The sequence below is a fragment of the Actinoallomurus rhizosphaericola genome (assembly GCF_024055675.1).
GTDB classification, from domain to species: domain Bacteria; phylum Actinomycetota; class Actinomycetes; order Streptosporangiales; family Streptosporangiaceae; genus Actinoallomurus; species Actinoallomurus soli.
The window spans coordinates 184,695-208,973 of the sequence record NZ_JAMXMW010000011.1; the positions used below are offsets into that span (position 1 = coordinate 184,695).

Annotated in this window: 26 protein-coding genes; 14 read left to right on the forward strand and 12 right to left on the reverse strand. The window is 72.4% G+C overall.

Going from position 1 to position 24,279, the window contains the following annotated elements; translation table 11 throughout:
- The first annotated feature begins 184 nt into the window (after positions 1-184).
- The 3 genes from NE234_RS24450 (at position 185) to thiI (ending at position 3,541) form a co-directional block, all read left to right on the forward strand.
- Positions 185-955 (forward strand): lysophospholipid acyltransferase family protein, encoded by a 771-nt coding sequence (locus NE234_RS24450; RefSeq protein WP_252782886.1) that lies wholly within the window; start codon positions 185-187, stop codon positions 953-955.
- Positions 956-1,087: 132 nt separating this feature from the next.
- Positions 1,088-2,113, forward strand: coding sequence for a 6-phosphofructokinase (locus NE234_RS24455; protein WP_252782888.1), 1,026 nt, complete (start codon positions 1,088-1,090; stop codon positions 2,111-2,113).
- 174 nt (positions 2,114-2,287) lie between these two features.
- On the forward strand, positions 2,288-3,541 hold the full coding sequence (gene thiI / locus NE234_RS24460; RefSeq protein ID WP_252782890.1) for a tRNA uracil 4-sulfurtransferase ThiI: 1,254 nt from the start codon (positions 2,288-2,290) through the stop codon (positions 3,539-3,541).
- 223 nt (positions 3,542-3,764) lie between these two features.
- Here thiI and NE234_RS24465 read toward each other — a convergent pair whose 3' ends face one another.
- A complete protein-coding gene (locus NE234_RS24465; protein ID WP_252782893.1) occupies positions 3,765-3,881 on the reverse strand; it encodes a DUF397 domain-containing protein in 117 nt (38 codons plus the stop codon).
- Positions 3,882-3,889: 8 nt separating this feature from the next.
- Positions 3,890-4,735, reverse strand: coding sequence for a helix-turn-helix domain-containing protein (locus NE234_RS24470; RefSeq protein WP_252782895.1), 846 nt, complete (start codon positions 4,733-4,735; stop codon positions 3,890-3,892).
- A 152-nt stretch (positions 4,736-4,887) separates the two neighbouring features.
- On the opposite strand from NE234_RS24470, the gene NE234_RS24475 reads away from it, so the two are divergent.
- On the forward strand, positions 4,888-5,151 hold the full coding sequence (locus NE234_RS24475; protein ID WP_252782896.1) for an ATP-binding protein: 264 nt from the start codon (positions 4,888-4,890) through the stop codon (positions 5,149-5,151).
- Between the two features lie 196 nt (positions 5,152-5,347).
- On the opposite strand, the gene NE234_RS24480 is transcribed toward NE234_RS24475, so the two are convergent.
- Together NE234_RS24480 and aroF are read right to left on the reverse strand one after the other, a co-directional pair.
- A complete protein-coding gene (locus tag NE234_RS24480) occupies positions 5,348-6,256 on the reverse strand; it encodes a DMT family transporter (RefSeq protein ID WP_252782898.1) in 909 nt (302 codons plus the stop codon).
- Between the two features lie 262 nt (positions 6,257-6,518).
- A complete protein-coding gene (aroF, locus tag NE234_RS24485) occupies positions 6,519-7,541 on the reverse strand; it encodes a 3-deoxy-7-phosphoheptulonate synthase (RefSeq protein WP_252782900.1) in 1,023 nt (340 codons plus the stop codon).
- Positions 7,542-7,828: 287 nt separating this feature from the next.
- Here aroF and NE234_RS24490 point away from each other — a divergent pair, with 287 nt between their 5' ends.
- The 5 genes from NE234_RS24490 to NE234_RS24510 are packed head-to-tail and all read left to right on the forward strand — an operon-like array spanning position 7,829 to position 12,593.
- Positions 7,829-8,422: a sulfite oxidase-like oxidoreductase gene (locus NE234_RS24490; protein ID WP_252782903.1), complete on the forward strand. Its 594-nt coding sequence runs from the start codon at positions 7,829-7,831 to the stop codon at positions 8,420-8,422.
- Positions 8,423-8,477: 55 nt separating this feature from the next.
- Complete coding sequence (locus NE234_RS24495) at positions 8,478-9,686, forward strand: sensor histidine kinase (protein WP_252782905.1); 1,209 nt, start codon at positions 8,478-8,480, stop codon at positions 9,684-9,686.
- 58 nt (positions 9,687-9,744) lie between these two features.
- A complete protein-coding gene (locus NE234_RS24500; RefSeq protein ID WP_252782906.1) occupies positions 9,745-10,527 on the forward strand; it encodes a LytR/AlgR family response regulator transcription factor in 783 nt (260 codons plus the stop codon).
- Positions 10,517-10,870, forward strand: a complete 354-nt coding sequence (locus tag NE234_RS24505) for a hypothetical protein (protein ID WP_252782908.1) — start codon at positions 10,517-10,519, stop codon at positions 10,868-10,870. Before NE234_RS24500 ends, NE234_RS24505 begins: the two co-directional genes overlap by 11 nt.
- Before the next feature lie 25 nt (positions 10,871-10,895).
- Positions 10,896-12,593, forward strand: a complete 1,698-nt coding sequence (locus NE234_RS24510) for a sodium/solute symporter (RefSeq protein WP_252782910.1) — start codon at positions 10,896-10,898, stop codon at positions 12,591-12,593.
- A 387-nt stretch (positions 12,594-12,980) separates the two neighbouring features.
- On the opposite strand, the gene NE234_RS24515 is transcribed toward NE234_RS24510, so the two are convergent.
- The 5 genes from NE234_RS24515 to thiO all read right to left on the reverse strand — a co-directional run bounded on the left by NE234_RS24515 (position 12,981) and on the right by thiO (position 18,271).
- Positions 12,981-13,844: a deoxyribonuclease IV gene (locus NE234_RS24515; RefSeq protein ID WP_252782911.1), complete on the reverse strand. Its 864-nt coding sequence runs from the start codon at positions 13,842-13,844 to the stop codon at positions 12,981-12,983.
- A gap of 37 nt (positions 13,845-13,881) precedes the next feature.
- A complete protein-coding gene (gene pknB / locus NE234_RS24520; protein ID WP_252782912.1) occupies positions 13,882-15,909 on the reverse strand; it encodes a Stk1 family PASTA domain-containing Ser/Thr kinase in 2,028 nt (675 codons plus the stop codon).
- A 225-nt stretch (positions 15,910-16,134) separates the two neighbouring features.
- Complete coding sequence (locus tag NE234_RS24525) at positions 16,135-16,956, reverse strand: thiazole synthase (protein WP_256529275.1); 822 nt, start codon at positions 16,954-16,956, stop codon at positions 16,135-16,137.
- A gap of 2 nt (positions 16,957-16,958) precedes the next feature.
- Positions 16,959-17,159: a sulfur carrier protein ThiS gene (gene thiS, locus NE234_RS24530; protein WP_252782913.1), complete on the reverse strand. Its 201-nt coding sequence runs from the start codon at positions 17,157-17,159 to the stop codon at positions 16,959-16,961.
- Positions 17,156-18,271, reverse strand: coding sequence for a glycine oxidase ThiO (gene thiO, locus NE234_RS24535; protein WP_252782914.1), 1,116 nt, complete (start codon positions 18,269-18,271; stop codon positions 17,156-17,158). Before thiO ends, thiS begins: the two co-directional genes overlap by 4 nt.
- Before the next feature lie 156 nt (positions 18,272-18,427).
- Here thiO and NE234_RS24540 point away from each other — a divergent pair, with 156 nt between their 5' ends.
- The 4 genes from NE234_RS24540 (at position 18,428) to NE234_RS24555 (ending at position 21,287) form a co-directional block, all read left to right on the forward strand.
- The gene (locus NE234_RS24540) at positions 18,428-19,600 is read left to right on the forward strand and encodes an NAD(P)/FAD-dependent oxidoreductase (protein ID WP_252782915.1); all 1,173 of its coding nucleotides are present in this window, start codon (positions 18,428-18,430) and stop codon (positions 19,598-19,600) included.
- Between the two features lie 37 nt (positions 19,601-19,637).
- Positions 19,638-20,015 (forward strand): Rv2175c family DNA-binding protein, encoded by a 378-nt coding sequence (locus NE234_RS24545; protein WP_252782916.1) that lies wholly within the window; start codon positions 19,638-19,640, stop codon positions 20,013-20,015.
- Positions 20,016-20,111: 96 nt separating this feature from the next.
- Positions 20,112-20,759 (forward strand): thiamine phosphate synthase, encoded by a 648-nt coding sequence (thiE, locus tag NE234_RS24550; RefSeq protein ID WP_252783097.1) that lies wholly within the window; start codon positions 20,112-20,114, stop codon positions 20,757-20,759.
- A 360-nt stretch (positions 20,760-21,119) separates the two neighbouring features.
- A complete protein-coding gene (locus NE234_RS24555) occupies positions 21,120-21,287 on the forward strand; it encodes a hypothetical protein (RefSeq protein ID WP_252783104.1) in 168 nt (55 codons plus the stop codon).
- A gap of 142 nt (positions 21,288-21,429) precedes the next feature.
- Here NE234_RS24555 and NE234_RS24560 read toward each other — a convergent pair whose 3' ends face one another.
- Positions 21,430-21,600 carry a hypothetical protein gene (locus NE234_RS24560; RefSeq protein ID WP_252782917.1) on the reverse strand — a complete coding sequence of 57 codons (171 nt, stop codon included), beginning with the start codon at positions 21,598-21,600 and terminating at the stop codon, positions 21,430-21,432.
- A gap of 118 nt (positions 21,601-21,718) precedes the next feature.
- Entirely contained in the window at positions 21,719-22,780 is a 1,062-nt protein-coding gene (locus NE234_RS24565) for a polyprenyl synthetase family protein (RefSeq protein ID WP_252782918.1), read from the reverse strand.
- Positions 22,781-22,829: 49 nt separating this feature from the next.
- On the opposite strand from NE234_RS24565, the gene metF reads away from it, so the two are divergent.
- On the forward strand, positions 22,830-23,738 hold the full coding sequence (gene metF, locus NE234_RS24570; protein WP_252782920.1) for a methylenetetrahydrofolate reductase [NAD(P)H]: 909 nt from the start codon (positions 22,830-22,832) through the stop codon (positions 23,736-23,738).
- Here metF and NE234_RS24575 read toward each other — a convergent pair.
- Positions 23,690-24,277: a GNAT family N-acetyltransferase gene (locus NE234_RS24575; protein WP_252782921.1), complete on the reverse strand. Its 588-nt coding sequence runs from the start codon at positions 24,275-24,277 to the stop codon at positions 23,690-23,692. The two genes, metF and NE234_RS24575, sit on opposite strands and share 49 nt — an antisense overlap.
- Positions 24,278-24,279 lie beyond the last annotated feature (2 nt).

Here is a 24,279-nt window from a genome sequence, read left to right on the forward strand (position 1 = left end):
AACGCCATGGCGCCTCCCCTCGAAACTGCCATCGGCCGACGCTTCAAAGATGAGCCTACGGCCCCCGCGCCGCGCAAGGACGAAAACGTGCCGTGTGTGGATGTGGGTGTGTCCGGCGTGAGATGGGAAGATGATTATCATCCCACGGACGGGTGAACGGCAGGGGGTAAGGAAAGGCGGGGCGTTGTTCTACTGGGTCGTCAAGGCCATCTTGGGTCCCATTCTCTACCTGGTCTGGCGGCCGCGCGCGTACGGGACACGGCACGTTCCGCGGCAGGGTCCGGCCATCCTGGCCGGCAACCACCTCTCCTTCGCCGACCACTTCTTCGGGCCGCTGCCGCTGCCGCGCAAGGTGACGTTCCTGGCCAAGGCCGAGTACTTCACCGGAACGGGCCTGAAGGGCCTCATCAGCCGGTTGTTCTTCAGCGGCGTCGGGCAGGTGCCCATCGACCGTACGGGCGGCCGGGCGAGCGAGGCGGCGCTGCGGACCGGGCTGCGGGTCCTGGGCGAGGGGAAGCTGCTCGGCATCTACCCGGAGGGCACGCGCGCGCCGGACAACCGGCTCTACCGCGGCAAGACGGGCGTGGCCCGGCTGGCCCTCGAGTCCCGGGCGCCGGTCATCCCGATGGCCATGGTCAACACGTTCGAGCTGATGCCCGCCGGGCGGCCGCTGCCCAAGCTGCGCCCGCGCCCGGAGGTGCGGTTCGGCGAGCCGCTGGACTTCTCCCGGTACTACGGCATGGCCCACGACAGGGTGGTGCTGCGCGCGGTCACCGACGAGATCATGCAGGCGATCATGAAGCTGTCCGGCCAGGAGTACGTCGACCGGTACGCCGCGGACGTCAAGGAGGACGCCGTGGCCGGTGGCGAGGCCGCGGCGGAGGTTCCGGGCGGCGACCTCACCCCGGCGGAAGAGCAGGGTGCCGAGCGCGCATCAAACGGCTCGAAGGGCTGATCAGAGGGGCGGCTTTCCGATATGGTCTAGACCAATCGGGAGGGTGTGCCCACGGGCGCGCCGCCTTCGAAAAGGTCCTACCCGCGCCGCTAGGCTGGCGGGTGAACTCAGGGTTACACAGAGGAGTTGGGCATGCGTGTCGGAGTGCTGACCGGCGGCGGCGACTGCCCCGGGCTGAACGCCGTCATCCGCGCCGTTGTCCGCAAGGGCATCCAGGTCTACGGATACGAGTTCGTCGGCTTCCGCGACGGCTGGCGTGGTCCGCTCGAGGGCGACACGACGCCGCTCGACGTCCAGGCGGTCCGCGGCATCCTGCCGCGCGGCGGCACCATCCTCGGCTCGTCCCGGACGAACCCGATCAAGATCGAGGGCGGGGTCGAGCGGATCAAGGACAACCTCGCCGGGCTGGGCGTCGACGCGCTCATCGCCATCGGCGGCGAGGACACGCTCGGCGTGGCGCGTCAGCTGCACGACCGGGGCGTCAAGGTGGTCGGCGTTCCCAAGACCATCGACAACGACCTCAACGCCACCGACTACACGTTCGGGTTCGACACCGCGGTGAACATCGCGATGGAGGCCATCGACCGGCTGCACACCACGGCCGAGTCGCACCACCGCGCGCTGATCTGCGAGGTCATGGGCCGGCACGCGGGCTGGATCGCGCTGCACGCCGGCATGGCGTCCGGGGCGAACGTCATCCTCATCCCGGAGAAGCCCTTCGACATCGAGAAGGTCTGCGGGTACGTCGAGAGCCGCTTCAAGACGAAGTACGCCCCGATCATCGTGGTCGCCGAGGGCGCGCACCCGGTGGACGGCCAGATGGACGTGCAGACGCAGGAGCTCGACGCGTTCGGTCACGTGCGCCTCGGCGGCATCGGCGAGCGTCTCGCCGCGGAGATCGAGAAGCGCACCGGCAAGGAGGCCCGCACGACGGTCCTCGGCCACATCCAGCGCGGCGGCACCCCGACCGCGTTCGACCGCGTCCTCGCCACCCGGTTCGGCGTGCACGCCATCGACGCGGTGCACGACGGCGCGTACGGCAAGATGGTCGGCCTGCAGGGCACCGAGATCGTCCGTGTCGACCTGAGCGCCGCCACCGACGAGCTCAAGACCGTCCCGGTCCAGCGCTACGAAGAGGCCGAAGTCTTCTTCGGCTGATCGCCGCGACTCCGTACGACCGTGAGGGCACCGCACGCGCGTGCGGTGCCCTCGCTCATTCGGTGAAACTGGAAGGGAACAGGGACCGCCGGACGGGCGTTCGGTCCAGACAGTCGCGTTCGTGCGCGACACTGGATGTTCGCACCCCGTCAGTGTCCGCTGGAGGTTGGACGCATGCCCACGCTCGAAACCGCGACGCAGCCCCAGAACGCCGAGCGGCCCGCCGTCGTCGGCGAGCCCTGCGTTCTCCTCAAGCTGGGCGAGATCGTCCTCAAGGGCAAGAACCGCGAGCTGTTCGAGCGGCGCCTGCAGAACAACATCCGGGCCGCCGTGAAGGGGCTCGGCATCAAGATCAACATTTGGCAGCGCGAGGGCGTCATCGTCGTCCGCGCCGAGAGCGGCGAGCTCGCCGACGTCGACGCCGTGGCCCGGCGGCTCACCGACGTGATGGGCATCGTGTGGGTGCACCGCGCCTGGCGGGTGGCCAAGGACGTCGACGCGACCGTCCAGGCCGCCCTCGACCTCGTCGCGCAGCACCCCGCGCTGGCCCGCAAGGGCGCGTTCGCCATCCGCGCGCGCCGCCGCGACAAGCGCTTCCCGATCACCTCCTCCGACCTCAACGCCCTGGTCGGCGCGAAGGTCAAGGAGCGCTACGACCTGCCGGTCAACCTCAAGCACCCCGACCTGGCGGTGTTCATCGAGGTCGACCAGCGCGAGGTTTTCGTCTTCACCGACGGCATGCCCGGCGCCGGCGGTCTGCCGGTCGGCATGAGCGGCCGGGCGCTGGTGCTGATGTCGGGCGGCATCGACTCGCCCGTCGCCGCGTACCGCATGATGCGCCGTGGGCTGCGGGTCGACTTCCTGCACTTCTCCGGGATGCCGTTCACCGGCCCGGAGTCGATCTACAAGGCGTACGCCCTGGTGCGCGAGTTGGACAAGTTCCAGGGCGGGTCGCGCCTGTTCGTCTCGGCGTTCGGCAAGGCGCAGCAGCAGATCAAGTCCTCCGGGGCCGACCGGCTGCAGATCATCGCGCAGCGCCGCCTGATGCTGAAGACGGCCGAGGTCGTCGCGCACAACCTGGGCGGCGCCGCGCTCATCACCGGCGACTCGCTCGGCCAGGTGAGCAGCCAGACCATGCAGAACATCACGGCCCTCGACGACGCCGTGGAGCTGCCGATCCTGCGCCCGCTCATCGGCATGGACAAGACCGAGATCATGGCCGAGGCACGGAAGATCCACACGCTGAGCATCTCGGAGCTGCCCGACGAGGACTGCTGCACCGTCCTCACCCCCCGCCGCGCCGAGACCCGCGCCAAGATCGACGACCTGCGCCAGATCGAGAAGCGCCTCGACGCGGGCGAGCTCGCCGAGCAGCTCGCCGCCAACCTCCAGGAACACCGCCCGTCCTACGGAGACCCGGCCGCCTGATGCCTCAGCCGACCGCTCGCCGCCAGGGACGCGGCTCACTACAGGACGCGCTCGTCCTTGCACCGGACTGGGATTCGGACGAGACCAACGCCGCAGTCACTGCGGACTTCGAGGCGACGGCCGGCGAGTCGGCGGAGCAGTATTCATCCGCTGTTCAGCCCGACACCACGGAAAAACGATGAGTGAGGCCCCCGGCAGAGCCGGGGGCCTCACTTTCGTTCGGCTACTTGATCGAGTCGAGGTCCAACTCGGCGACTTCGACGCAGGTCGCGTTCCCGCTCCCGCTTCGGCTGCTCTTCCGCCAGGACAGGCTGCGCACGGCGCTCTCGGGGATCACCATGGACCGGCTCACTCCTTGATCACGGCGGCGATGAACTCCATCGACTCCTCCGGAGTCAGCGCCGCAGCTGAGATGTTCCCGAAATCCACCCTAAACCGGCGGACATCGGCAGCGCTTTCCGCATAGATGTCCCCGCCCTTCGTCTCGACGTACGCCACGTCCGGCGCCAGCTGCTCAGGGAAGCTGAGGATGATGAAAGGCCCGTCGAGGCCGGGATGTGCGCCGGCCGCGTACGGCAACACGCGCAAGCTGACGTTCGGCCGCCGCGCGGCATCCAGAAGCGCGCGGAGTTGGCTGCGCATCACCTCGGGCCCGCCGATCGGCCGCCGCAGCGCGGACTCATCGATGATCGCTATAAAGGTCGGCGCGATCCGGTCGGTACGGCCCAGCAAGGTCCGGCGCGCGGACCGTGCCTGCACCCGCCGCTGCACCACCGCCTCGTCCCCAGGCAGTGACGCGCGGATGACCGCGCGGGCGTAGTCGTCGGTTTGCAGCAGCCCGGGGATCAGCTGCGGGCTCCACTCCTCGATCGTGGCGGCGTCGTCCTCCAACGCCACGTACGAGCCGCGGAACACATCGGAGTAGTCCGTCCACCAGCCGCGCCGCCAGGAATTTTTATGGAGCTCGATGAGGGCCGCATGGTTCGCGTTGTCGACGCCGTAGAGATCGAGCATGGCACGCAGGTCGGCGACCGTCGGTTTCGTCTGGGCCTTCTCGATCCGACTGACCTTGAAGCGGCTCCAGCCGAGTTGGGCGGCGGCCTCCTCGACGGCGAGGTCGACATCCTTGCGCAATCGGCGCAGTTCGCTCGCCAGCTTGCGTCCGCGCACGGTGGGGCTGTGGGGCTCGGTCATGACTGAGGCTATCCAATCGCTACATACGGCCATCGCCTGGTGGCCGACTGTGGTCGAACCCACACGACCCGTACGAGATCGGCCTCATCACCAGCGAGCTCGTCACCAATGCGATCGTCGCCACTGCGGCTCTGCGCTCGTGGCCGGAGGACGTGCATCCGATCCGGGTGTCGATCAAGGTCACCGGGCGATACGTGCATCTGGCCGTCACCGACCCCGATCACCGACCGATCGCCGGCCGTGATCAGGGCGGCCAACTCGTGGAACACGGTCGCGGCCTCGCAATCGTCGACCAGGGGGCCGTCGCGCGCTGGGTCACGTACGCGGAGCATGGGAAAACCGTGCACGTCATCATCGTCGCGCCAGGGGTCACTCTGACGGCAGAGGAGATCGCGCAGATCGGCGCGCCGAAGTGACGGAGCGACCGTCCGCCGCACGGAGTCCGCGGGCTCGGGGCATGCATTGCCGCATGACGGTGAAACCGGGCGATACCGGCTTCGGGGTGAAGGGGTGCCTTCCGCGGCTGTCCCCTCAGACGCGCACTTGTGCCGCCTGAGGGGACAGCCTGGAAAGGGAAGGTGGCCGCCCCCCGCTTGGAGTGGCCTTGCGGGCTCAGTGGGAGCGGGACGGCAGGGTGAGGATCAGCAGGCTGGCGGCGAGGAGGGCCAGGCCGGCGAGGGCGAGGGCGCCCAGGTGCTCGCCGAGGACGAACAGGCCCAGGACCGCCGCGACCGCCGGTTCGGCCAGGGTGAGCGTCGTGGCGGCGGCGACCGGGGTCGTCCGCAGGCCCCGCCCGTAGAACAGGTAGCCGAGCCCGGTGGTGATCACGCCCAGGTAGAGCGCCGCCGCCGCGCCGGTCCCGGTGAACAGCCAGCCGGCGCCCATGACGAGGAGCACCGGCAGCAGCAGCACCCCGGACCCGCCGAACAGCGTGCCGAGCACCGCGCGGCTGTCCTCGCCGCGGGTGATGAGGTACGACGCGACGGTGGCGTACGCCGCGTAGCCGCACCCGGAGATCAGGGCCAGCGCCACGCCCAGGGGCTCCACGCCGGCCGCCTGGCCGCCCAGGGTGAGCGCGGCGCACCCGGCGACCGCCCCCGCCGTGGAGAGCAGCCAGCGCGGGGTCAGCGCGCCCATCCGCAGGAGCCGGGACAGCAGGCCGGCGAAGACGGGACCGCTGCCGATCGTGACGACGGTGCCCGTCGCGACGCCGGTGCGGGCGACCGCGCAGAAGAACGCCACCTGGTACACGGCGACGAGCGCCGCGCCGAGGAGCAGGATCAGGCGCGTGCGGGCGCCGCGGGCGAGCAAGGGCCGCAGCCCGCCGCAGCGGACGGCCACGGCGAACAGGAAGGCGCCGCCGATGAGGAGGCGGGCGGCGCCCACCGCGACCGGACTGGCGTGGACGAAACTGCGGACGGTGCCGGTCGTGCCCCACAGGGAGGCGGCCAGGACGATGTCGGCGGACCCGCCGAGCCGCCGGTGCGCGGGCGCGGCGGAGGAGACCTCAGTGGTGGTCAAGGAGAACGCTCCAGATGTCGAACGGTTCGAAGGAACGCGAGATCCGGGGCGCGCCGAAGAGCCGCTCGGCGGCGGCGTCAGGAAAGGCGCCCGGCGACGCCGAGCGCGTAGGTGTGGTGGCCCCGGTCAGAACCGGGGCGGCCCCAGCTGGGCGGTGTAGTACGCCATGTCGGGAAGACTACCGTCCGCGTGCCCGCTCCGTACGGTCCGGGCTGCGGACACCGGGCGGGGCGCGCCGCGCACGGCGGCGCGCCCTCGCAGGTCAGACGGTGGTGAGGGTGCGGCCGACCACGGGCGGCAGGTCGCGGGCGGTGGCGGCGAGCTCGCGCACGTCCTCGTCGACGAGCGCCTGCGGGCCGTCGCACAGGGCGGTCTCCGGGCTCGGGTGCACGTCGATGATGACCCCGTCGGCGCCGACGGCGATGGCCGCGCGGGTGAGCGGCAGCACGAGGTCGCGCCGGCCGCCGGAGTGGGACGGGTCGACGATGACGGGCAGGTGCGACAGCCGCTGTGCGACCGGAACGGCCGAGATGTCCAGGGTGTTGCGGGTGGCCTTCTCGAAGGTGCGGATGCCGCGCTCGCACAGGACGATGTCGAGGTTGCCGCGCTGGGCGATGTACTCGGCCGCCATCAGCCACTCCTCGATGGTGGCGTTCATGCCGCGCTTGAGCATGACGGGTTTGCCGATGCCGCCGACGGCCTGCAGCAGCGCGAAGTTCTGCATGTTGCGGGTGCCGACCTGGAGCATGTCGGCGTACGAGGCGACGAGCTCGACGTCGTTCGCGTCCACCACCTCGGTGACGATGGGCAGGCCGGTCTCCTCGCGCACGTCGGCGAGGATGCGCAGGCCCTTCTCGCCGAGCCCCTGGAAGGCGTACGGGGAGCTGCGCGGCTTGAACGCGCCGCCGCGCAGCAGGGTCGCGCCCGCGGCCTGGGCCATCCGCGCGGCCTGGAGGGTCTGCTCCGGCGTCTCGACCGCGCACGGGCCGGCGATGAGCGTCATGGTTCCGGGGCCGATCGGCACGCCGCCGACGCGCACCACCGAGCGGTCGGGGTGGTTCTCGCGGCTGACCAGCTTGTACGGCACCGAGATCCGGATGACGTCGCTGACACCGCGCAGCGCGTGGAGGTTCAGCGTGCCGAACTGCTCGACGTCGCCGACCAGGCCGATGATCGTACGGTTGACGCCCCGGCTGACGAACGCCTCGCCGCCCGCGCCCTCGACGACCGCGACGACGGCCTTGATATCGGCTTCCTCCGCATCGGCGGACATGACTACGACCATGGTGCTTCCTCTTCCCGCAACAGTCGGTTCTTGGCCGGAAACGACAGATGCCCCGGACCCATCGGGCCCGGGGCATCTGTCGGTGGTTGCCTTCTAGCGCAGCGTCCTTCCGGCAGTCACCCGTGTCCCGGGCCCGCCATAGGTAAAGACGAAGACGTTGCGCATGCGGTCAGCCTAGCCGATGTCCCGGGCGCCGTGCTCGGAGGGGTTCGGCACGGCCCGTGCGCGGGGGATGGCAGGATGGCCGATGACCATGAGCGGGCATTCGGAGAGTCGAGGACGACGCGGTGGGGCCTGACGACCGGCTCCCGCCGGGACAGTACGTTCCGCGCGGCTGGCCCGTTCTGCACTACGGCCCGGTGCCGAAGTTCCGTCCCGAACGCTGGGACCTGCGCGTGTACGGCGCCACCGAGGCGGGGCGGGAGTACCGCTGGACCTGGCCGCAGGTCCAGGCGATGCCGCGCGGGAAGGTCACCGCCGACTTCCACTGCGTCACGAAGTTCACCGTGCCCGACGTCGGCTGGGAGGGCATCCTCACGGCCACGCTCGTCGGGCTGGCACCTCCGGCCGACGAGGCGACCCACGTCATGGTGTGGGCCGACTACGGCTACAGCGCCAATCTGCGGATGACCGACTTCCTCGAGGAGACGACGCTGCTGGCGACCCATCAGGGCGGTGAGCCGCTCACTCCCGACCACGGCGCGCCGCTGCGGATGGTGGTGCCGCACCTGTACGGGTGGAAGAGCGTGAAGTGGGTGCGCGCCATCGAGTACCTCACCGCGAACCGCCGGGGCTTCTGGGAGGAGCGGGGCTACCACAACATCGCGGACCCCTGGCGGGAGCAGCGCTACTCGTACCAGGAGGACGAGCCTCCGGCGTAGGGGGACTTGCCGAAATACCGGCGTTTCCGTGACGATGGCATTACGGTCTGTGGTCATGGTGGGGATTTCGGCCGAGGCCGTGCTGGCCGCGACGGCGGCGCTGATGGCGGCCGCCGCCGGCTGGTCGCTGGGTTCGGCGCGCCGGCGCGCCGAACCGAGCGCGCCGGGCGGGGAGGCGCTGTTCGCGGTCCTGCACACGATCTCCCTCGCGTCGGCCTCCCTGCGGACCGGCCTGACCGAGGAGTCGGCGCGGCGGGCGGCCCGTCACCTGCGGGAGCTCCTCGACGTGCCGGCCGTCGCCGTCGCCGACACCGGCCGCCTGCTCGCCTGGGACGGCGCCGGGGACGCCCACGCCGCGACCGTGGTGCCGCTCGCCGCCCAGGTGCTCGGCGCCGGGCGGCCGCGTGTGGTCGTCTCCGAGCTCGTCGGGTGCGGCGACCCCGGCTGCCCCGTACGGGCCGTGGTGATCGCGCCGCTGACCATCGAGGGCCGCGTCGCCGGGGCCCTGGCCGCGTACGGCGCGGGGGTCCGCGACGAGCGCCTGCAGACGCTCGGAGAGGTCGCCCGGTGGGCCTCCGGGCAGCTGGAGCTCGCCGAGCTGGAGACGTCGAAGACGCGCCTGGAGGAGGCGGAGATGCGGGCCCTGCGCGCCCAGATCTCCCCGCACTTCGTCTACAACTCGCTGAGCACGATCGCGTCCTTCGTCCGGACGGATCCCGAGCGCGCCCGCGAGCTGCTGCTCGACTTCGCCGACTTCGCGCGGTACTCCTTCCGCGACCGGCGCGACTTCACGACCCTGGCCGAGGAGCTGCGGTCGATCGACCGGTACCTCCTCCTCGAACGGGCGCGCTTCGGTGACGAGCGCCTGCGGTTCAGTGTCGAGATCGCGCCCGAGGTGCTCCCGGTGTCGGTGCCGTTCCTGTCCTTGCAGCCGCTCGTGGAGAACGCCATCCGGCACGGCATGCAGTGCGGCGGCACCCAGCGGCTCCACGTACGGATCCTGGCGCGGGACGCCGGCGCGGAGGCGGCGATCAGCGTGGAGGACGACGGAGTCGGCATGGATCCCGGAAGGCTCCGGGCCCTCCTCGAGGAGGGGCGGGAGGACGCGCCGCACGGCGGCATCGGCCTGGTGAACGTCGACCGCCGCCTGCGTCAGGTCTACGGAGAGGAGTACGGCCTGGTCATCGAGACGGCGGTCGGCGCGGGGATGAAGGTCAGCCTGCGCGTGCCGAAGAGCAGTACGGCCGTCGAGTCTCGGTATTGAAACCAACTACTTGGTGAAATGAGTTGCATACTCTGCGTAAAAGAGGGAGTCTCCTGCCATGCTTCGCGTCCTCGCCGCCGACGATGAGGCCCCCGCGCTGGAGGAGCTCACCTACCTGCTCCGTCGGCATCCGCGGATCGAGCACGTCAAGCCCGCCCGCGACGCCGCCGAGGCGCTGCGCGAGATCGGCAGGATGATCAAGAGCGGGGAGCGGCTCGACGCGGTCTTCCTCGACATCTGCATGCCGGCGCTCGACGGCTTCGACTTCGCCCGCCTCGTCGCCGGCTTCGCCGCCCCGCCCGCCATCGTCTTCGTCACCGCGCACGACGAGTTCGCCGTCACCGCCTTCGAGTTCGGCGCCGTCGACTACCTCCTGAAGCCCATCGACCCGGACCGCCTCGGCGAGGCCGTACGGCGCGTCGACGCGATCGTCCACCGCGACACCGCGCCGTACGACGAGCCGGGGACGGACGAGGTGATCCCGGTGGAGCTGGGCGGGCGCACCCGGCTGATCTCCCGTGCCGACGTCACGCACGCGGAGACGCACGGCGACTACATCCGCCTGCACACCGCCGAGGGCGGCTACCTCCTGCGGATGCCGCTCTCCGTGCTCGCCGAGCGCTGGCGGGACGCCGGCTTCATCCGCATCCACCGCAAGACGCTCGTCTCCGCCGCGCACATCACCGAACTCCGCTTCGACGAGGGCCGCGTCCTCGTGCAGATCGGGGACCTGCAGTTGCCGGTGAGCCGACGCCACACGCGCGAGGTGCGCGACCTGCTGATCCGCCGCTTCCGGCAGCGGCCGCCGTCCCCGGATGAGCCGCCATCGCATGATGAGTGAACGCGTCACCGTCACCGGCCCGCCGAGCGCCGCGGCGCGGCCCCCGCACCGTGCGGCCGAGGACCCGGAGGGGACGAGCGCGGCGCCCGTCCGGTCGCTCATGCGCGTCCAGGCGGCGCACGCCGCGCTGACGTGCGCGATCGTCGCGCTGGTCGGCGGTGGCCTGCCGCTGCTGTTCGCGTGGGAGCCCGCGCTCTCGCGGATCCGGATCCTCGGCGTACGCCTGCCCTGGCTCGTGCTCTCGGTGGTCGTCCCCGTCGTGTGGGTCGCCGTCGCGCGCCGTCACGTACGCCTCGCCGAGCGGGCCGAGCGTGACTTCGCGGCCATGACCCGGCACGAGTGAGCGGCGCCTGCGCCGAGGAGAACACATGATCACGATGCTCGCGATGGCCCTGCTCATCGCCTCACTGGCGATCGTGCCCGCGCGGGGCCGGCCCGCGCAGGCGTCCGGCCTCTACACCGCCGCCCGCGAGGTGTCGCCCTGGTGGAACGCCTCGGCGATCAGCGGCGAGTACGTCTCCGCCGCGGCCTTCCTCGGCATGGCCGGTCTCGTCCTCGCGTACGGCGCCGACATGCTGTGGCTGCCGATCGGGGCCGCCGCCGGCCACGTCGTGCTGCTCGCGCTCGTCACGGCCCCGCTGCGGCGCTCCGGCGCGTACACCGTGTCGGACTTCGCCGAATGGCGGCTCGGCTCGCGGCGGGCCCGTCGCGCCGTCAGCACGTGCGTGCTCGTCATCGGCTGGTTCTACCTGCTGCCCCAGTTCCAGGGTGCCGGGGTGACGCTGTCGGTGATCAGCGGGCTGCCCGTGTGGACGGGCTGGCTCGTCGTGGTCGCGGCGGTCGTCGTGCTCGTCCTGCCGGGCGGGGTGCGCAGCATCACCGGCGTGCAGGCCGTGCAGTTCTGGCTGAAGCTGACGGCCGTGACCATCCCCGCGCTGGTCTTCATCGCCGTCTGGCGGCTGCAGAACGACGCCGACGCCGCCCGGCCGCCGTACTTCCACCGCGACACGACCGTCACCGCCGACACGTCCGCCGGCATCCACCTGACGACGCCGGTCGCGGTCGCGGTCACCGGTGTCCTCGACGACCGCCGCCACCACGGCGAACGGCTGCGCCTCACGGCGGGCCGGCACCGGGTGCGCGCCGGCACCCGGATCCGGTTCCCGGCCGGGGCGCCGGTGCCGCACACCTCGCGGATCGCGCTCCTGCGCGGCGACCGCTGGGCGACGCCCTTCGCGGGCGGCCGCGAGCACCCGCTGGCCGCGACGTACTCCGTGCTCCTCGCGACGATCCTCGGGACGATGGGCTTACCGCAGATCACGGTGCGCTTCTACACCAACGCGTGCGGCCGGACCGCCCGGCGCACGGCCGGGCTCGTCGTCCTCATGCTGGCGGTGTTCTCGCTGTTCCCCGCGCTGTTCGGCACCCTCGGCCGGCTCTACACGCCGGAACTGCTGATGACCGGTGAGACCGACGCGACGCTGCTCCTGCTGCCGCACCGGATCGTCCCCGGCGTCACCGGGGACCTGCTCACCGCCCTCGTCGCGACCGGCGCGTTCGCCGCCTTCACCTCCACCTCCTGCGGCGTGGTGGTCGCCGTGTCCGGCAGCATCGCGCAGGGACTCGGCGGGGGAGCGCGCGGCTTCCGCACCGCCGTCCTGGTCGCGGTGGCCGTGCCCCTCCTGGTGGCGCCCTGGGCCTGCAGCCCGCAGTCGGCGGCCCTGGTGACCGTCGCGTTCGCCGTCGCGGCCTCGTCGCTGTCGCCGCTGCTCGTCCTGGGGGTGTGGTGGCGGCGCCTCACCCCGGCCGCCGCGACGGCCGGGATCCTCGCGGGAGGCGTGCCGGCGACCGCCGCCGGGCTGGCCCGAGTGCTCGGCGACCCCGGGCCCGGCTCCGGCTGGCTCGGGACCCTCGTCGAGCAGCCGGCGATCGTCACGGTCCCGCTGGCCTTCGCGGTGACCGTCGCGGTGTCGCTGCTCACCCCCGGCCGGGTCCCCGAGCGCACCGAGCGCGCGATGGCCCGCATGCACCTGCCCGAGGGGCTGGGGCCGGACGGCCCGGGCTGAGGCCGTTCGTCGCGTCGCAGCGACCGCTCGGCCGACGCTTACCGAACGTATACCGCTCACTACTGACCGTTTGCCGAGGCAAGGCCGGAATGGGTTTCGCGGCCGGGCGTGCGGACCCTAGGGTTTCGGACACAGCAACGTTCTCGGGACGGCCGCCAGGCTCCGACTCGGGGGGGTGGACGCCAGGCGGCGCGCCTGGGTGCTGCTGAACGGTCGGGGGGTTGTTCAGCGGCACCCAGGCCTTTTTCGTTCTCCGGAACGAAGGCCGGGCGGGCGGCGGTCGGCCGTGGCAGAGCCTGTCGCGGGCGGTCGGCCGTCACGGAGTCTCTTGCGGGTGGTAGAAGCCTCTTGCGGGCGGTCGGCCGTCGTGGAGCCTCTCGCGGGCGGTCAGCCGTCGCGGAGCTTCTTGAGGGTCTCGATGTCGGCGCGGTGCGGCTCGGCGCTGCGGCCCGGGGTCTCGATGACGAGGGGCACCCCGCGGCTGACCGGATGACGGAACAACTCGCCGAAGGGCGCCGCGCCGATCAGTCCGGCGCCGATGTTCTCGTGGCGGTCGCGGCAGGAACCGCACGGGTCCTTGCTGTCGTTCGCGTGGATGAGCCGGAGCCGGTCTGCCCCGACGGTCTCGGCCAGCGCCTCCAGCATCGCGGCGACGCCTCCGGGCGCCGTGAGGTCGTGCCCGGCGCTGAAGGCGTGGCAGGTGTCGAGGCAGACCCCGGCGCGCGGATGCCGGTCCACGGCGTCGAGGTAGGGCCCCAGGTCGGTCACGGTGGCGCAGAGCATCTTCCCCTGGCCGGCCATCGGCTCCAGGAGCAGGTCGGGGCCGTCGGCGGGGATCTCGTCCAGGAGCGGCAGCAGGTGCTCGCGGATCTGCCGCATCGCGTCCTCACGCGGCTGGGACACCGCAGAGCCGGTGTGCACGACGACGCCCCGCGCGCCGATCACGGCGCCGCGCTGGAGGGCGTGCCGGATCGAGGCGACCGAGTTGGCGATCGTCTCGGGGCTCGGCGAACCCAGGTTGATGAGGTACGGCGCGTGCACGAACACCGGAAGGCCGTGCTCCTCGGCGTGCTCTCGCAGCAGCCGGTCCTCGGCGGGCTTCCCGGCCGCCCGCGCCCAGCCGCGTGGATTGCTGACGAAGACCTGAACGGTTTCGGCCCCGATCTCGGCGGCGTAGCGGAGGCCACCGGTCGCGAGGCCGCCCGACACCGGGACGTGCGCGCCGATCGCGTTGATTTCTGCTCTGACCATGACCGATCCAGCCTAGTCGAGCGTACGGGCGGGACGCTCAGTGCCAGATCTTGACGACCGATCCCCTCGGCAGCGGGGTGTTGGGCGGCGGGTCCTGACCGGTGACCGGGTCACCGGCCTGGCCGCCCGTCACCTGGACCTGGAAACCGCTCTGCATGAGCGCCTGGGCGGCCTGCGCGATCGGCTGGCCCAGCACCCCGGGGACGGGCGCCGGCTGGCCGTTCTGCTGGTCGTCCCCCTTGCCGTGACCGTGCATGCGCTGCCACATGCAGCCGAAGTCCAGCGGCGCGCAGTCCTTCTGCGCCTTGGTCACGGTGACGGTGACGGTCTGACCGGGGGTGAGCTGCTGCCCGACCGGCGGGTCCTGGTTGATGACGGTGTTCGGCTGCTGCCCGTCGCCCGGGTCCTGCTCCTGCCACTGCACGTTGAGGCCGAGCCTGCTCAGCTTCTGGGCGGCGGCGTCGCGCTTGAGACCGACGAGCTTGGGCATCTGGATGCCGCTGCTGACCACGAGCGTGATGGGGTCGTCCGGGCTCTGCTTCGTGCCCGCGGCGGGCCTCGTCTTGATCACCGAGCCGTTCGCCACGGCGACGCTGGCCTGCTTGACCACGTCACCGGGGGTGAGCCCCGCCTGCTGCAGCGCCTGCTTGGCCTGGTCGAGCGGCTTGTTCCTGACGTCCGGGATCTCGACCGGCTGCTTGCCCTTGGACAGGATCAGCGTGAGCAGGGTGCCCTTGTCGACCTTGGTGCCCGCCTGTGGCTGGACCTCGGCGACCCTGTCCTTCGGGATCTTCGCGTCGTACCGCGAGGAGCCGACCTTGACCTTCAGCCCGACCTTCTCGGCGGCGACCCGCGCCTGCTCCTCGGTCAGCCCGGCCAGCTTCGGCACGGCCTCCTTGTTGCCCACCGTCTGGAACCAGACGATCCCGCCGAGCAGCAGCACGAGGGCGAGAACCCCGGCGATGAGCCCGTACACGCCCGGCGGCCGCAGCAGCCGGTCGCGCATGGTCGGCGGAGACGGCGGCTCGTGATGGACCGCCATCGTGTGGGGGCTGAGCATCTGCGTGCCCGAGTGCGGCGGCGCGTAGCCGCCGGGGTGCGGGCCGAACATCTGCGTCGAGCCGTCGGCGACCGTCGCGCCGACGGGCGCGGGAAGCGGGGGAGCCGGGGGAGGCGGCGGCGCCGCCGCGACTCCGGCCAGCGTCGCGTCGACGTCCGGCGGCAGCTGGCGGTACACCTCGCCCGCCGCGGCGTGGAAGTGGTCCGCGTCGGAGGGCCGGCGCGCCGGGTCGCGGTTGGTGGCACTGGCCACCAGCGCGTCGATCTGCGGCGGGAGGCCGGGGACGACGCTGGAGGGCAGCGGCACCGTCTCGTTGACGTGCTTGTAGGCGACGGCCAGCGGCGTGCCGCCGTCGTACGGCTGACGGCCGGTCAGCAGCTCGAACAGCATGATGCCGGCGGCGTACACGTCCGTACGGGCGTCGGCGTCGCCGGAGATGACCTGCTCGGGCGCGAGGTAGCCGACGGTGCCGATGATCATGCCGGTCTTCGTCTGCTTGCTCGCGGTCTCGGCGCGGGCCAGGCCGAAGTCGGCGACCTTCACCTGCCCGTCGGCGGTGAGCAGGACGTTCTCCGGCTTCACGTCGCGGTGGATCAGCCCGGCGCGGTGCGCGGCGCCCAGCGCGGACAGCACCGGCTGCATCACCTGCAGCGCCTCGCGCGGGCCCAATCGGCCGCGCTCGGTCAGCAGGTCGCGCAGTGTGCGCCCGGGGACGTACTCCATCGCGAGGAACACGTAGCCCTTGTCGGTGCCCTGGTCATAGACCGCGACCACGTTGGGGTGGGAGAGGGCGGCCGCGCTCTTCGCCTCGCCGATGAAACGCCGGACGAACTCCTCGTCCATGGCGAGGTTCGCGTGCATGACCTTAAGCGCCACCGTACGGTCCAGCTTGGTGTCGTGACCGGCGTAAACGGTGGCCATGCCACCCCGGGCGACGCGTGACCGTACGAGGTAGCGCCCGTCAAGCACCTGCCCGACGAGGGGGTCCGCAACCGTCGTATCCATCAGGGGGAGTGTATTAGGGATTCGGGGGCATACTCGTCCTGACTCAGGATCAAAGCATCAATCCTTGCGGGATCGATACCGTCCGCGAGAAGAACGACCTGCTCGGCGGCGTGGCGCCGAACGGCCGACCCGCGAAGGTCGGCGCGCCCGGACATGCGGGCCGGCCGGCCCGGGCGGCTCGGCGTCGCACCGGCCCGCCCGCGACGGGCGGCATGGCCCGGACGGTCAGCCCGCGGAGCTCAGACCCTCCCACGGCGAGGACGCCTGCGCGTACCGGCGCTTGGGGATCCGGCCGGCGAGGCGGGCCAGCCGGCCGCCCTCCACCGCGTGCCGCATCGCCGCGGCCATCAGGGCCGGCGACTGGGCGCGGGTGACGGCCGTGGCGAGCAGGACGGCGCCGCAGCCGAGCTCCATGGCGAGGGCGGCGTCGCTGGCCGTCCCCAGGCCCGCGTCCAGGATCACCGGCACCCCGGCCTGCTCCACGATCAGCTCGATGTTGTGCGGGTTGCGGATGCCCAGACCCGAGCCGATGGGGGAGCCGAGGGGCATCACCGCGGCGCAGCCGGCCTGTTCGAGGCGCCGGGCCAGCACCGGGTCGTCGTTGGTGTACGGCAGCACCACGAACCCGTCGTCGACGAGCCGCTCCGCGGCGTCGGCCAGCTCGATCGGGTCCGGCAGCAGGGTCCGCTCGTCGGCGATGACCTCCAGCTTGATCCAGTTGGTTCCGAGCGCCTCGCGGGCGAGCTTGGCGGTGAGGACGGCCTCGCCCGCCGTGAAGCATCCCGCGGTGTTCGGCAGCACCCGGATGCCGCACCGGCGGAGCACGTCGAGGACGGACCCCGGGGTGTCGGCGCCGACGCGGCGCATCGCCACGGTGGTCAGCTCGGTCCCGGACGCGGTCAGCGCCTCCTCCAGGACATGCATGCTCGGCGCGCCGCCCGTCCCCATGATCAGGCGGGACCCGAAGCGCTCGCCCGCGATGACGAGCGGGTCCGGACCGCCCGCGGGCCGATCCGCCGTAAGGGTCTCTTCGGCCTGTTCCTGCATGGTCAACCTCCCTGGACGGCGGTCAGCACCTCGATGCGGTCCGCCTCGCGCAGAATCGTGGTCTTCCAGTCGGCGCGCGGCACGACCTCGTCGTTGAGCGCGACGGCGACCCCGGTGGGGCGTTCGGTCAGCGACGCGACGACGCCCGCGACGGACGAACCCTCGGGGGTGTCGCGCTCCGCGCCGTTGACGGTGATCTTCAATCTCGGAACCTTCCGGGTGCGAACGGCCGGATGACCTCGGGCGGCTCTCCGGTCGCGATGGTGTCCGCCATGGCGTCGGCGGTGACCGGGGTGAGGAGGATGCCGTTGCGGAAGTGGCCGGTGGCGAGCAGCAGGCCGGGCAGCGCCGACGGCCCGAGGATCGGGGCGTTGTCCGGGGAGCCCGGCCGCAGGCCCGCGATCACCTCCGCGAAGGCCAGCTCGGTGACGCCGGGGACCAGCTCATGGGCGTCGCGCAGCAGCTCCCACACCCCGCCCGCGGTGACCGTCGTGTCGTAGCCCATCTCCTCCTGGGTCGCGCCGACGACGAGCTCCCCGTCGGCGCGGGGCACCAGGTAGACCGAGGAACCGCGGACGAGGCCGCGGACGGTGCCGCCGAGGAGGGGGAACGGGCCGCGCAGGCGCACGACCTGGCCCTTCACCGGGCGGACCGGGGGGACGGCGTCCGGCGGGAGGCCCTTGAGCTCGTGGCTCCACGGCCCGGCGGCCAGCACGACCTGGTCGGCGTGGACGGCCTCGCCGCCGGCGAGACGCACCCCGACGGCCCGGTCGCGGTCGGTGAGGACCTCGGCCGCGCGGTCCCGGATCAGGGTGCCGCCGAGCCGGTCCACGGCGGCCAGCAGCGCCGCCGACAGGCGACGCGGGTCGACCGAGCCGTCGTCGGGAGCGAACAGACCGCCGCGCGCCGACGGCGCCAGCATGGGCTCACGGCGGCGGCACTCCCGGCCGGTGAGCGCCTCGGCGGTGAGGCCGAGCGACTCCTGGAACCGGCGCAGCTCGTCCAGCACGGCCAGGTCGTCGGAGTCGAGGGCGACCTGCAGCACCCCGTCCCGCCGGTACGCGGTGTCGCGGCCGGAGACCTCCTCCAGCTCGGCGACGAAGGAGGGGTACCGGTCGCGGGACGTGATGCCGAGCCGCAGCAGCGCGTCCTCGCCGTAGTTCGCCTCGGTGACGGGGGTCAGCATGCCGGCGGCGACGCGCGACGCCTTGCTCGCCGGATCCGGATCGACGACCGTGACCTCGATGCCACGGGCCAGGGACCGCCACGCGATCCCGAGGCCGATCACTCCGCCGCCGACAATGATCACGTGCACGCGTGTGCTCCCTTCGCCGGCATGATCCGGATCAGGTCCAGAGCCGCGTCGGCGGACGCCGATGCGCGCTCATGCGGTCGGCGGCCGCTGTGCCGCCCTCTCAGCCCGGTGCGCCGGACTCCCGCGCCTACGTCAACAGACTATAAGGTCACGAACATGAGACGGGTGATCGTCGCAGGTGGAGGGCTCTCGGGCCTCCGGACCGTCGAGGCGCTCCGGGCCCAGGGGTACACCGGCACGCTGACGCTGGTCGGGGCGGAGCCCCACCGCCCGTACGACAGGCCACCGCTGTCCAAGGGCGTCCTGCGCGGGGACGTCGACGACACGACCCTCGACGCCGACTGGGCGGCGCTCGACTGCGAGCTGCTCCTCGGGCACCGCGCGACCGGCCTCACCGACGTCCTGGAGACGACGGCGGGCCCTCTCGGCTTCGACGGCCTGGTGATCGCCACGGGAGCCTCCCCGATCCGGCTGCCGGGCGACGGGCCGCAGCACGTGCTGCGCACCGTCGACGACGCCCGGGCGCTCCGCGCGGGGCTGCGCCCCGGAGCCCGGGTCGCGATCGTCGGCGCCGGCTGGATCGGCGCGGAGGTCGCGACGGCGGCGGCCGCGGCCGGCTGCCGCGTCACGGTGGTCGAGGCCGCCGACGCGCCGCTCGCCGGCGCCGTCGCCGCCGAGGTCGGCGCGAAGACGGCGGGCTGGTACGCCGAGGCGGGGATTGAGCTGCGCACCGGCGTCAAGGTCGCCTCCGTCGAGCGCGGCGGCCTCGACCTGGCGGGCGGCGGTTCGGTCGAGGCGGACGTCGTCCTGACGGGCGTGGGCGTGCGCCCCGAGACGGCCTGGCTCGAAGGCTCGGGCCTCGCCCTCGACAACGGCGTCGTGGTCGACGAACGCCTTCGCACCGAACGCCCGGGGGTGTACGCGGTCGGCGACTGCGCCGCGTGGTGGTCGCCGACGTTCTCGCGGCGCCTGCGCGTCGAACACTGGGACACCGCGCTCAACGCCCCGGAGGTCGCGGCCGCGGGCCTGCTGGGCGGCGACCGCGTCTACGACCCCGTGCCGTACTTCTGGTCCGAGCAGTTCGGGCACATGGTGCAGTACGCCGGGCATCACCCGGTGGCCGACGCGATGCTCTGGCGCGGCGACCCGTCGGCCGCCGGGGGGTGGTCGGCCTGCTGGCTGAGCGGCGATCGGCTTGTGGCGATCCTCACGGTCGACCGGCCACGCGACCTGCTGCAGGGGCGGCGTATCATCGCAGGTCACAAGCGCGTCGACCGGTCAGTGCTGGCGGATCCCGCCATTCCGGTCAAGGAGACCGCTCGTGAGTGAGGTTTCAGAAGATGCCGAAGGTGGTAGGCAGGGTTCCGTGACGCACACCGTTGCCGAAATCGAGATCGACCGACAGACCGACGCACTGGTGGGCGAATGGCTCACCCTTCGCGAAGTGGCCGACAAGCTCGGCCTCGATCTCAAGCGAGTGAAGCAGCTTCTCCGCGACCACAAGCTCCTGGGAGTGCAGCGCGCCGAAGGCCTCTGCGTCCCGGCGGCCTTCATCTCCGGCGATCAGCCCCTCAAGGGACTCCAGAGCACCCTGACGGTCCTCGCCGACTCCGGCTTCGACAACGCCGAGGCGTTGCGCTGGCTGTTCACCGAGGACGAGTCCCTCCCGGGCACCCCGATCGAGGCGCTCGGCCGGCACCGCGTCAAGGAGATCAACCGGCGCGCCCAGGCGCTGGCCCTTTGATCCGCGGAGCACATCCGGCGGGCCCTCTCACCACCGGCACCATCGGCGGAAGGGCCCGCGGTGGCCAGGCACCTGCCCTCTGAACGCGCAGTGACCCTGCGGGCCCGGCTCGGCCGGGCCCGCCTGTACCTCTGCACCGACGCCCGCGAGGCGCAGGGCGACCTCGAGGTGTTCCTCGACGCGGCGCTGGCGGGCGGGGTCGACATCGTGCAGCTCCGGCAGAAGGGCCTCGAGGCGCGGCAGGAGATCGAGTACCTCTCGGTGTTCCGCGCCGCCTGCGACAAGCACGGCGCCCTGCTGGCGGTGAACGACCGCGCCGACATCGCCCACACCGTACGCGCGGACGTCCTCCACCTGGGCCAGGACGACCTTCCGGTCGCGGCGGCGCGGGCCATCGTCGGCCAGGACATCCTCATCGGCCGGTCGACGCACTCGGAGGCGCAGGCCGCCGCCGCGGCGGCCGAACCCGGCGTCGACTACTTCTGCGTCGGCCCGACCTGGCCGACGCCCACCAAGCCCGGCCGCCCGGCCCCCGGGCTCGGGCTCCTCAGGTACGTCGCCGGGCGCGGGTTCAGCCGGCCGTGGTTCGCCATCGGCGGCATCGACGCGGGCAACCTCGACCAGGTGCTGGCCGCGGGCGCCGACCGTGTCGTCGTCGTACGGGCGATCACCGAGGCCGACGACCCGCGCGCCGCCGCCGCCGAACTCGCCCGCCCCCTCCGCGCCGCCGACCAGGCGTTCTGACGGGCCCGCGCGGCGCCTCGCCGGGGGTGCCCGGCTCCGCTCTCGCCGTACCGCGGACCAGGCGTTCTGACGGGCCCGCGCGGCGCCTCGCCGGGGGTGCCCGGCTCCGCTCTCGCCGTACCGCGGACCAGGCGTTCTGACGGGCCCGTACGCCCGCCTCACCGAGGGGCCCCGACTCGGCCTCCGCCGTAGCGGGGACCGGGCGTTCTGACGGGCCCGCGCGGCGCCTCGCCGGGGGGCGCCGGCCCGGCGCTCACCGCGGCCGCCGGTCCCGCGCCGGCGGCACGCGCCGGCCGCGAGACTTCACCGGACCCGGGACCCGGGACCCGGACGCCGAGCCGATGCGCGACAATGGGACACGTGATCGGCAACCCTGACGACGAGCGCCCGGTGGAGCTGGCCGACGACGACGATCTGGTGGTGCTGCCCGACCAGACGCGCGACGAGTCCGAGCTCGGCTGGGGTGGTTACCCCTCATACGACGACGATGACGCCCGCTTCCTGGAGGACCGGCCGCCGCACTGGTGACGGTTTCGGCCGGGACGGGCGGCCCCGGCACGACAGGAGCCCTTGGCCCGCTGCGGGCCAAGGGCTCTTCATTCGGGTCGGGACGGTGGCCGGCTCTCGGCCGGCGCTGCTCGGGGGAACGCCCCGTCGCGTCGGGCGTGCTTCAGGGATGGACCGGCAGGCCCAGGCCCATCAGGAACCCGGCGATGGCCACGAGCGTCAGCGCGAGCATCAGTCTGCGGCTGCGCGGGGCCCGTCGCGGCGCGGGCGCGGAGACGCGCACTCGGGCCACGGGTTCGGCGATACGCGGCGGGTACGGCGTTTCGAGCTTCATGCGGTCAATCGATCGGTCATGCCCCCATTGTTAACCAGCGAAACGCCTTTTGTCCGGCGAATGTGGTTTCCCGATGATGCCGGGGGAGACGCGGCGTACGGTCAGCGGCGCTGCGCGGTCAGACGCGCCGCGCGGTGGCGGCGATCGTCAGGTCCGAGAGCGCCTCGCGGGCCTCCGCCGTGAGCGGAGCGCTCGTGAGCGCGCCGGACGCCTCGTCGGCGTACCGGTCGATCATCCGCTCGCAGGCGTCCAGCGCGCCGGTCTCCACGATGATCGCCCGGAGCCGCTCGACCCCGTCCGCGTCGAGCCCGGGGTCGCCGAGCAGCCGTTCCACGGTCTCGGCCTGGGCCGGGGACGAGTGTTCGAGGGTCAGCGCGATCAGGACGGTGCGCTTGCCCTCGCGCAGGTCGTCTCCCGCGGGCTTGCCGGTCTCGGCCGGGTCGCCGAAGACTCCCAGGACGTCGTCGCGCAGCTGGAAGGCGATGCCCAGCGGCATGCCGTACGCCGACAGCGCCGCCATCTCCCCGGACCCGGCCAGCGCCGCGCCGAGCTGCAGGGGCCGCTCGATCGTGTACTTGGCGGCCTTGAAGCGAACGACCCGGAGGGCCGCCTCGACCATGGCGTGGCCGTCGACGCCGCCCCCGCGCGCCTGCCCGACCAGGTCGAGGTACTGCCCGCACATGACCTCGGTGCGCATGATGTCGAAGACGGGCCGCCCGCGCCGCAGCGCGTCCTGTGGGAGGCCGCTGCCCTGGAACATCTCGTCGCTCCAGGACAGGCACACGTCGCCGAGGAGGATCGCCGCGCCCGCGCCGAACGCCTCCGCCGAGCCACGCCACCCCGACGCGGCGTGCAGGGCCTCGAGTCGGCGGTGCGCCGAGGGCTGGCCGCGCCGGGTGTCGCTGCCGTCCATCACGTCGTCGTGGATCAGCGCGCTGGCCTGCAGCAGCTCCAGGGAGGCCGCGGCGGTGAAGATCTCCGGGCAGTCCCCGCCCCCCGAGCCGCGCCAGCCCCAGTAGCAGAACGCGGGGCGCAGTCGCTTGCCTCCCGCCAGCAGCGCGTCGAGCGCCGTCACCATGGGGGCCATGTCGTCACCGACGGCGCTCAGCACCGGGCGCTGCCGGTCGACGAAGGCGCGCAGCGCCTCGTCGACCTCCTTACGTACGCGACTGGGGGTCATGAGGTCGAGACTAGTGGTCCTCCGGGGTCGTCCCGTTACGCTGGTCTGCATGACCTTCGCTCGCCCCACGATCCGGGAAGTGCTCGCCGCGGGCGAGCCGACGTTCTCCTTCGAGTTCCTTCCCCCCAAGACCGAGCAGGGCGCCCGCAACCTGTGGCAGGCGATCCGCCGACTCGAGGTGCTGCGCCCCACGTTCGTCTCGGTGACGTACGGCGCCGGCGGCGGCACCCGTGACCGGACCGTCGAGATCGTCGAGCGGATCGCGACCGACACGACCCTCACCCCCGTCGCGCACTTCACGGCCGTGAACCACTCGATCCGCGAGCTGCGGCAGCTGATCGGCCAGTTCGCCGCCGTCGGTGTCCGGGATCTGCTGGCGCTGCGGGGCGACCCGCCCGGCGACCCGATGGGGGAGTGGGTCAAGCACCCCGACGGCGTCGAGTACGCCGAGGACGTCGTACGGCTGATCAAGTCGTCGGGGGACTTCAGCGTCGGGGTGGCCGCCTTCCCGTACAAGCACCCGCGGTCACCGGACATCGAGAGCGACACCCGGCACTTCGTGCGCAAGTGCCAGGCCGGCGCCGACTACGCGATCACGCAGATGTTCTTCCGGGCCGAGGACTACCTGCGGCTGCGCGACCGGGTCGCCGCGCAGGGCTGTGACGTGCCGATCCTTGCCGGCATCATGCCGGTGACCCAGCTGAGCACGATCGAGCGGTCCGAGCAGCTGTCCGGCGCGCCCTTCCCGCCGGAGCTGGCCGAGCGGTTCGAGGCCGTCGGCGACGACCCGGAGGCGGTGCGCCGGCTCGGCATCGAACAGGCGGCGGAGCTGTGCCGGCGCCTGCTGGACGAGGGTGTGCCGGGCATCCACTTCATCACGTTCAACAAGTCGACCGCGACGCGGGAGGTCTACGACCGCTTGGAACTCAGCGGGAGCCGGGCGCCCATCACCGCGTAGAGCGGTCCCCCGCCCGGAAACCGGAAACCGGTGAGCAGATCCGTCAGGCCGAGCGAGCGGTACAGGTTCCGGGCGGGGGTCTCGGCGTCGAGCGTGGACAGCACGACGGTGCGCTCCGGGCGGTCCGCGCACAGCGTGGTGATCAGTTTGCGGCCGAGCCCCTGACCCTGGCTGTCGGGGTGAACGTGCAGTTCGGCGACCTCGAACGTGTCGCCCATCCACGCCTGGGCGTGCTCCCGGCCGCCCTTGTCGGCGAGCGCGGCGTGGACCACGTCGTGCCACCACTGTCCGGGCTCACCGCGGAAGCCGTACGCGAAGCCGCTCACGTCGCGCCGGCGTCCGGCGACGAACGCCCGGAAACCGGGATACGCGGCGTGGCGCTCCATGATCGTGCGCCGGCCCGGCATCTGGTCGGCGGGCGGCTCTATCGCTGCGGCGTAGGTCGCCAGCATCGCGTCGAGCCGCCGGAAGAAGCCGCGCCGGTCGATCTCCCGTATCTGCGGGGTGGTCTCCCGCCGGGCTCCGAAAGCTGATTTCACGT

Excerpts from the sequence above, each read along its gene's own strand:
- NE234_RS24565 (WP_252782918.1), bottom strand. The coding sequence starts at position 22,780 with ATGACCCCCAGTCGCGTACGTAAGGAGGTCGACGAGGCGCTGCGCGCC.
- NE234_RS24495 (WP_252782905.1), top strand. The coding sequence starts at position 8,478 with ATGGTGGGGATTTCGGCCGAGGCCGTGCTGGCCGCGACGGCGGCGCTG.
- aroF (WP_252782900.1), bottom strand. The coding sequence starts at position 7,541 with ATGGTCGTAGTCATGTCCGCCGATGCGGAGGAAGCCGATATCAAGGCC.
- NE234_RS24540 (WP_252782915.1), top strand. The coding sequence starts at position 18,428 with ATGAGACGGGTGATCGTCGCAGGTGGAGGGCTCTCGGGCCTCCGGACC.
- NE234_RS24560 (WP_252782917.1), bottom strand. The coding sequence starts at position 21,600 with ATGAAGCTCGAAACGCCGTACCCGCCGCGTATCGCCGAACCCGTGGCC.
- NE234_RS24470 (WP_252782895.1), bottom strand. The coding sequence starts at position 4,735 with ATGACCGAGCCCCACAGCCCCACCGTGCGCGGACGCAAGCTGGCGAGC.
- NE234_RS24455 (WP_252782888.1), top strand. The coding sequence starts at position 1,088 with ATGCGTGTCGGAGTGCTGACCGGCGGCGGCGACTGCCCCGGGCTGAAC.
- NE234_RS24500 (WP_252782906.1), top strand. The coding sequence starts at position 9,745 with ATGCTTCGCGTCCTCGCCGCCGACGATGAGGCCCCCGCGCTGGAGGAG.
- pknB (WP_252782912.1), bottom strand. The coding sequence starts at position 15,909 with ATGGATACGACGGTTGCGGACCCCCTCGTCGGGCAGGTGCTTGACGGG.
- NE234_RS24510 (WP_252782910.1), top strand. The coding sequence starts at position 10,896 with ATGATCACGATGCTCGCGATGGCCCTGCTCATCGCCTCACTGGCGATC.
- NE234_RS24465 (WP_252782893.1), bottom strand. The coding sequence starts at position 3,881 with ATGGTGATCCCCGAGAGCGCCGTGCGCAGCCTGTCCTGGCGGAAGAGC.
- NE234_RS24525 (WP_256529275.1), bottom strand. The coding sequence starts at position 16,956 with ATGCAGGAACAGGCCGAAGAGACCCTTACGGCGGATCGGCCCGCGGGC.
- thiI (WP_252782890.1), top strand. The coding sequence starts at position 2,288 with ATGCCCACGCTCGAAACCGCGACGCAGCCCCAGAACGCCGAGCGGCCC.
- metF (WP_252782920.1), top strand. The coding sequence starts at position 22,830 with ATGACCTTCGCTCGCCCCACGATCCGGGAAGTGCTCGCCGCGGGCGAG.
- NE234_RS24515 (WP_252782911.1), bottom strand. The coding sequence starts at position 13,844 with ATGGTCAGAGCAGAAATCAACGCGATCGGCGCGCACGTCCCGGTGTCG.
- NE234_RS24505 (WP_252782908.1), top strand. The coding sequence starts at position 10,517 with ATGATGAGTGAACGCGTCACCGTCACCGGCCCGCCGAGCGCCGCGGCG.